The organism is Pseudomonas sp. G5(2012), from assembly GCF_000408945.1.
Classification (GTDB): domain Bacteria; phylum Pseudomonadota; class Gammaproteobacteria; order Pseudomonadales; family Pseudomonadaceae; genus Aquipseudomonas; species Aquipseudomonas umsongensis.
Genome location: NZ_APIO01000164.1, coordinates 1 through 8,100 on the forward strand (window position 1 = coordinate 1; position 8,100 = coordinate 8,100).

Consider the following 8,100-nt stretch of genomic DNA (forward strand, 5'->3'; position numbering starts at 1 on the left):
TCACCTACACCGTGACCCTGACCAACGCCGCCGGCCTGCCGATGGCCAGCCACGGCGAGTTGACCTTCAAACTCACCGACGGCACCGAGATCAAGATCCCGGCCAATGGCACCAGCGGCACTGCAGTCGTTACCGCCAAGGACGACATCTTCACCGGTGGCCAGGACGCGATCGTCAACAAGCTGGAGTCGGTCACCGGTGCTGACAACTTTGAAAAACTGACGCTCAAGGACACCACCCTGACCACCACCGTCACCGACGAGCCATCGGGCCAAGGCGACGTAACCACCGTGGGTATCAGTGGTGCGGCATCGGTCATCGAAGGCCAATCCGCGCACTACACGTTGAACCTGAGCAATACCTCTCAGGCCGAAGTCACGGTGACCCTGAAGTACACGGGTACTGCGGTCGACGGTTCAGACCTAAATGGTGTCATGACAATCAAGATTCCGGCCAACAGCAACAGCGTCGGTTTCGACATCAGCACCATCGATGACAAGCTGGTCGAAGGCTCCGAGAACTTCATCATCACCATCGACAAAGCCATCGGCGGCAACTTCGAGAATCTGGTGATCGACTCGAGCAAAACCTATGTCATCACCACCATCGTCGACAACGACCATGCACCGGTGACCACTGGCGGCGCAGTTACCGGCCTCGAAGACAAGACCCTGACCCTGACCTGGGACAACTTCAAGGTCACCGATGTCGATAACGACAGCCCGCTGGGCATCACCATCACCCAGGTAACGGGCGGTGGCGATTTGTTGTTCAACGGCGTGAAGGTGGTGGTCGGGCAGGTCATCAGCCAGGCGGATATCGCCCTGGGCAAACTGACCTTCGTGCCGGCACGCAACGAGTCGGGTGCCGATGGTTATGGCGGCACCGGGGTCGGCAACAAGGCAGCGGACTACGCGCAGATCAAGTTCAAACCTACCGACGGTTTCAACCTGGGCAACGAAGCGACTCTGAAAGTCGACATCACCCCGCAAGCCGACGCACCCACCCTGAGTATCACGGGCAACAACGTGAACTCGACAGGCCTGATCAAGGAGATCTGGACTGGCCTGACCGCCCTAAACACCGGCTACAACGGTACGGGCAGCGGTGCGCCGACCAACACCCTGAAATCGGTGATCGATGCGGCTGGCACTGCCAACAGCAAAGGTACCGTGACCGATGTGCAGGAAAGCAGTGTGACGGCGGGTATCGCCTCAAAAACCTCCGGCCTGATCTACCTCGAAGCCGGCAAGATCTACACCTTCAGCGGCACCGCGGACGACAGTCTGCTGGTGACGATTGGCGGCAAAAACGTGGCCAGTGCCCTGTGGGGTGCCGGCGGGACGATCAGCGGCTCGTTCACGCCAACCACCAGCGGCTACTACACCCTGGACATCTACCACCACAACCAGAGCGGCCCGGGCAGCTACGACGTCAACCTCAGGGTGGACAACGGTCAGGTGCTCGACCTGAACAATGCTGGCGTGCCGATCTACACCGGCGTCAACGACCTGATCAATGCAGGCGTGACGGTCTCCGACCTGCATGGCAGCAATGGCGAAGGCTACTACGACGGCTACAAGCTCAACACCGGGCCAGAGGGCGGCAGCATCAAACTGTCGGCCATCAGCACCGAACTGACCGACCGCGACGGTTCTGAAAGCCTGAGCGTGAAGATCGGCGGGATTCCGGCGGGCTCCGTGCTCGGCGATGGCGCGGGACATACCTTCACGGCTACCGCGAGCAATAGCGAGGCGGATGTCACCGGCTGGAACCTCGGCTCGCTGACCATCACCCCGCCGCCGTACTACAGCAACTCGTTCAACCTGACGGTGACTTCGACCTCCACCGAAATGCTGGGCGGCTCAGCGCCATCGTCGGCCGAGCTTCCAGTGACCATCTACCCAGCGACCTACAACCCGGTCATGGGCACGACCAAGGACGACAATATCGTCGGCACCGACAGCAACGACATCATCGTTGCCGACGTCGCTGGCCTAAACGTGGTTCAGGGCAAGAATTACAACATCGCGTTCATGGTCGACACTTCCGGCAGTATGGACACCTCGATCCAGGCGGCGAAGAACTCGCTGAGCCTGATGTTCAGCACCCTCAAGCAAAGCCTGGGTGCGAACACTTCGGGGACGGTCAACATTTTCCTGGCGACCTTCGATGACACCGTGAACACCACCGTTACGGTCAACCTGAATGACTCCGGCGCACTGGATCAACTGCAGGCCATCGTCAGATCGATGGCGTCTGGCGGTGGCACCAACTACGAGGACGTGTTCAAAACCACGGCCAACTTCTTCCAGAGTACTCAGGCCAAGGGCAATATCGGCGCCACCAACCTCACTTACTTCATCACTGACGGGGTGCCCACCTACTACCAATCCGGCGAATCGACCAACCCGATAGTCGCTGACTTCAAAAGCTCCAAAGTAGTCGATGGCAGACTGGATGACTACCTGAGCGTCAATAACTACAAGCTGGGCGATACCGCCTATATCACCCTGGGTGGAGTCAGCCGCCAGCTGATTACCAGCAGTGGCAAGATCAACAAGTGGACCGAAGACTCGCCGGGGGGCAATTGGACCAAGGACGGCACCATCGGCACGATCCGTGCGCAGGGTGACGGCACCTATGAGATCTCGTACACCGCCGGTAAAGGTAGCTACACCGACGACGATACGGCCGATAACGCCAGCAGCAGCTTCCTGTTGCTCAGTAAGTTGTCGCAGGTCGAAGCGATCGGTCTGAACGGCGCGATCAAGCCGGCCGACCTGATTCCGTTCGACACGGACAGCAAGCCACAAACCAATATCGATCCGAGCAACCTGGCCAATGCCATCCTCGGCCACACCGAGGCGACCCTGCCGGGTGACGACACGGTCAATGCGGGTGATGGCAATGACATCATCTTCGGTGACCTGGTCAGCTTCAACGGCATTGCCGGCGAGGGTTACCAGGCGATGCAGGCATTCGTTGCCAAGGAAACCGGCGTAGATGTCAGCAAAGTGACCACCAGCAACGTGCACCAGTACATTACAGAGCACACCGACGTGTTCGATGTGTCTGGCGCTCACGATGGCGACGACAGTCTGTTGGGTGGTGCCGGCAACGACATCATTTTCGGCCTGGGTGGCGACGACAAACTCTACGGCGGCAGCGGCAATGACCTCTTGCTCGGCGGTACCGGAAAAGACCTGCTTGATGGTGGCGACGGCAATGACACCCTCCTGGGTGGCAAGGGTGACGACACGCTGATTGGCGGCCTGGGTGGCGATACCTTCGTCTGGAAGGCTGGCGACACCGGCACCGACGTGATCAAGGACTTCAATGCCAGCCAGGGCGATCGCATCGACCTGCGTGATCTGTTGCAGGGTGAAAGTGGCAGCACCATCGACAACTATCTGAAGATCACCACGGTGGACGGTGTATCGTCCCTGCAGGTCAATTCCGCTGGCAACTTCAACAGTGCCAACGCTACAGCGGCCAAGCCGGACGTGACGATCAAACTCGAAGGTAACAACTGGTCCAGCGCCAACTTGCACAATCTGATTGCCGGTAGCGATCCGACGATCAAGATCGATCACAACAACAGCTGATGGCTGACTGACGGTCGCCCACAGCGGGCGGCCGTCACGTTTGCAATCAACAGCCCGGTGACGATTTCGTCATCACGCCGCATACTCGCCTGCAGTTGGCCTATGCTGCTGACAGCATGATGCTGGACCATTTCTGAGGGATGCCAAATGTTTTACGTGCAACGCGATGCGCAAGGCCAATTGGTTCGCGTGGAAGCTGCCGCCTATGCCGAAGCCACGGAAACGCTGCCGGCCGATCATCATGAAATCCAGGCCTGGTACGCCAACGAAACGATGGAGGTCAGCCTCAAGCAGCTCAAGCAAAGCGACCTGGAAATGATCCGCGTACTCGACGACTTGATCCAGGTGCTGACCAGCAAAGGCGTGATCCGTGTGACCGACCTGCCACCGGCCGCACAGGCCAAGTTGATGGACCGGACCCAGGCCCGTGAGGCGTTGGGCGGATTAAGTCATTTGATCGATGATGATGAGGCAGGATTGATCTAGGCCTGCCGCCCTCTAGATGTAGGAGCGAGCATGCTCCGGGCGGCGTTCCGACGAAAAACGTGAGGACGCCGCGGGGCGTCAGGTGCCCCGCGTCACCGTTACCCTCCATCGCGAGCAAGCTCGCTCCTACACCAAGGCTTTGGCGCACCGAACAATTGCCCCTGAACCCCATAAAGCCCCATCTCGCGAATCACCGACAACTCCCCTTCTGTCTCGACCCGCTCGGCAATCAACGGCAGGTCAATGCTGTGCGCCGCCCGCTGGATGGCCTCGATGAACAAACGCTTGTCACTCTCGCAATCAATCGCCCGGAAGTAGCTGCCATCGACCTTCAGATACGCTAACCCTAGCCGTGCCAGGTTGCCGATCATGCTGAAACGTCCGCCGAAACGTTGCAGGCTCAATGAGAACCCCAACTCACGCAGGCGTCGCGTCAGCTCCTCGAGCACCGTTTGCTCCGGTAATTGTTCCTCACCGATCTCCAGCGTCAACCGCGGCCCCAGGTTCGAATGCGAACGCAATAGCTCAAAGACTTTATTCAGCGCCTGCGGGTCAGCCAGGGTAGCCGACGACAGGTTCAGCGCCAGCGACTCTTCATGGTCAGCCATCTGCTCAAGCACCAACTCCAGCATCAGGCGGTCCAGCCGCGCAGTCCAGCCAAAACGCTCCAGCCACGGCAGGAAGCGTCCGGCGGGAATGATCTGGCCCTCGGCATCAGTTAAGCGCGAAAGCACCTTGTAGTGCAGCACCAGCTGAGTGTCCTGGGCGGCAACCACCGGTTGGAAGAACAATTCGAAGCGCCGTTGAGTCATGGCCTGATCGAGCAGGTTGTGCCACGCATGATGGTCTTCAGCCACATGAGTCGATGCGCCATGGTCCAGGCACGCCCAGCTCGGCTCACCCTGGCTCTGCGCCTGGGCCAATGCCTGATCCGCTAACCCGAGCGCCGCCTGCGGCGAATTGCCATGGGCAAAGGGGGCCAGTCCGATTGAGGCCACCGGCGCAACGTCGGTGGCGCCAGTGGCGTGCAGGCTCGCCAAGGCACTGTCGAGGCTGCGTGCCAATTGCAACGCTTCTTCGCGTACCAGCCCTGGCGCCAAGACGGCAAACTCACCGCCTCGAATGCGCGTGACCAGGTTTTGTGTTTCCGGGTACTTGGCGCACTCGCGAGACAATTGCAGCCCGACTGCCTTCAACAACTCATCAGTCCGCTGACCACCCAGGCGCTGATTCAAACCCGCCAGATCGTTGACCCGCAGCAACAGCAGATAACCCGAGCTGGCCTGCTCGGTATTGCTCACCCGTGCGTTCAACTGCATCTCGAAATAACGACGGTTCGCCAGCCCTGTCAGGTTGTCCTGATAAGACTCGATCCGCAGTCTTTCACTGCGTTCGGCCTGTTCCTGAAACAGTGCCTTGAGCTTCTCGACCATCTGGTTCATTGCTTGAACGACGCGGCGCAATTCAGGGGTACGCGGCAAATCCGGCAGGCTGAGGAATTCCCGGCGGGCAATCGCGTGGGATTGCTTGACCATGTAATCCAGGGGTTTCAATTGTCGACGCAACAGCAATGCACCCAAGACGGCGCTCACCGCGCCACACAGCAGCAGCCAACCGAGACTGCCCAGCGCACTCTGCCAAAGCTTGGCCAAGGCAAACATCGGGTGGCTGACCACCTCGACCCGCGCGGCCTGCTCCCAACCGCGGCTGACGATCGCATCGCCACCGGCCGCTTCCAGGCCGATCAGCTTGATGAACCATTGCGGTACATTGTTGACCGCCGGCATACCGCTGCGCTCGACGATGACTTTGTCGTCGCTCAAATCGACCACGCGGATGCTGGCGTAATACCCGCTGTCGAACAGCGAGCTGACCAGCAACTCGACCATCGCCGGATCGTCGATGTTCGGCGTCAGGGACACCGCCAAAGCCGTCGCGCCATCCTGGGCGTGAGAACGCAACTGGTTGACGTACTGGGTGCGCGAACTTTCCAGGCTGACCATGAAGCTGCCGGTAAAGGCGACCACCAGGAACAGACAGATAGCGATCAACAGCTGTTTGAACAAAGACATCTGAGCGTGAGCTCCTAGTTAGTCGTTTCGACCGGAAAACCTTCGGCCTGCATTTTTTTCAGCACATCCTGCCAACGCGACAGGCGTTTGGTATCACCAACCTTCTTGTTACCTTTGGCGCCGGGCAAGTACAGGCCTTCTGCATTGAAGGAGTAGACCGGAAGCAGATCCGTTCGCTGACTGGCGGGCTGGATGGTATCGATCAGGCTATCGAGGACCAACGGCATCGCCTCTGGACTCGAATAGTAGGTCAGCACCATGTGTGCCCGGTTCAGACGCAGGGCCTTGACGTAGGTAATGCGCAGTTTGTCACTGGAAACGCCAAGATGGCGCAGGCTGAAATACTTGGCGATGGCGTAATCTTCGCAGTCGCCGGCACCTTTCCACAGGGCTTCGATTGGCGTTTCCCAATAATCGACCTGCTGCCACAAATCGATGTCTTCGACGTAGCGCAACTGCTTGTTGACGAACCGGTTGACCACGTTCAACTGTTCAAGCTCGCCAAGCTGCTTCTGGCTGGCCAGCAGATGCTGCCAATCATCTATGCGTTGCTGGCCTGGACCCAAAGGTCCGTACAATGCCTGCGCCCGACGACTGATCAGAGAAAAATCCCAATCGGCATGCAGCCCGCCCAGCATCACGCCAGCCAGCAACAACGCGCAGGACAGCCAGCGCAGCATCCGTGGAATCGGGAAAAAACGTACCGCCAATGCGAGGCATCCAGGGTAGGCAGTTGGAAAGTCGGTTGATGGTGTAGGTTAGTACGGCAAAAAACAATGGCACCGTGAGATCAGCGATGGCGCGCTAAACTTGAAATAGGCAATTTGCTGATCGTTTGACAAGCTTTCAGGCAGTCACTAGTGTCAGTTGGATCCAAAAATAACTCAGTCAATCAGGGTGCGTTGTAGTGACACGAAAAGCCAACCCTCTCAGCAGCATCAAGGTCAACGGCCCCATTGCCGCTCACTTGGCGCGCTCGGTCATCGAGGAAACCTTGCGTTCGGCCATCCTGGACGGTCGGCTGCCGTGTGGCATCGCTCTGCGCCAGCAAGACCTGGCCGATCTCTTCGGTGTCAGCCGCATGCCTGTGCGCGAAGCGTTACGCCAACTCGAAGCCCAGTCATTGCTCAATGTGGTTGCCCACAAAGGTGCTGTGGTCGCCCCACTGGTCCAGGGCGATGCAGTGGAGACCTATGCACTGCGGATTTTACTGGAGTCCGAAGCCCTGCGCCTGTCGGTGCCATTGCTTGAGGCGGCGGATCTCGAACAGGCCGCGCTTTACATCGACCAGCTGGAGACGGAACAGGACTACACCGAAATCGGCCGGCTGAACCGCCTCTTTCATATGTCGCTCTACAGCAAGGCACCCAATCGCCGGTTGCTCAAACTGGTGGAGGACGGGTTGAACGAAGAAGAACGCTTCCTGCGCTTCAACCTTGAGGCCATGGGCCTGGGCAAGTTATCACAGGAAGATCACCGGGCCATGTGGCGGGCCGCCGAGGCGCGGGATGTCGAAGGATCGGTGAGGCTGCTGGTCAACCATCTCAATCGTGGAGTCGAGGTCATCACCCGGTACCTCAACAGTCCGGAAGCCAGGAACAGAAAAACCTCGTAGCAAAGGCAGCGGCAGGCCTGAGGGTGACTTCACTTGCCGCAACATTTCGTCGCTCATCATCCACGCATAATCTGCTTACAACATCCCCCGGCCCCGACTCCCAGCCCGCTATAACCATCCCCAGGCTCTTTTGCACGCCGATGCCGCGCGAGTCTGGGCGATGGTGGGTAGCTTTATCCGGCTTCCATCGATTCATCCCGGTGCTGTCTCACATTGAGTGACCGGCTACTCGATGAGCAATGTGCTGAAGCTCTTTTCGTAGGCCCAAAACGACAAAACCCCTGTCTGCGTGAGCAGACAGGGGTTTTGGAATTTAATC

Annotated in this window: 5 protein-coding genes; 3 read left to right on the forward strand and 2 right to left on the reverse strand. The window is 58.9% G+C overall.

The features are described from left to right. Both PG5_RS31115 and PG5_RS31120 read left to right on the forward strand, forming a co-directional pair. Nucleotides 1–3,608: immunoglobulin-like domain-containing protein (locus tag PG5_RS31115; RefSeq protein WP_042955918.1), on the forward strand; the 3,608-nt coding region annotated here is incomplete at its 5' end. Between the two features lie 147 nt (nt 3,609–3,755). Continuing rightward, a complete protein-coding gene (locus PG5_RS31120) occupies nt 3,756–4,094 on the forward strand; it encodes a hypothetical protein (protein WP_008064081.1) in 339 nt (112 codons plus the stop codon). A gap of 98 nt (nt 4,095–4,192) precedes the next feature. On the opposite strand, the gene lapD is transcribed toward PG5_RS31120, so the two are convergent. Further along, complete coding sequence (lapD, locus tag PG5_RS31125; RefSeq protein WP_020801048.1) at nt 4,193–6,166, reverse strand: cyclic di-GMP receptor LapD; 1,974 nt, start codon at nt 6,164–6,166, stop codon at nt 4,193–4,195. Between the two features lie 14 nt (nt 6,167–6,180). Beyond that, nucleotides 6,181–6,876: a cysteine protease LapG gene (gene lapG, locus PG5_RS31130; protein ID WP_020801049.1), complete on the reverse strand. Its 696-nt coding sequence runs from the start codon at nt 6,874–6,876 to the stop codon at nt 6,181–6,183. Between the two features lie 197 nt (nt 6,877–7,073). On the opposite strand from lapG, the gene PG5_RS31135 reads away from it, so the two are divergent. Beyond that, complete coding sequence (locus PG5_RS31135; protein WP_020801050.1) at nt 7,074–7,781, forward strand: GntR family transcriptional regulator; 708 nt, start codon at nt 7,074–7,076, stop codon at nt 7,779–7,781. Nucleotides 7,782–8,100: the final 319 nt, after the last annotated feature.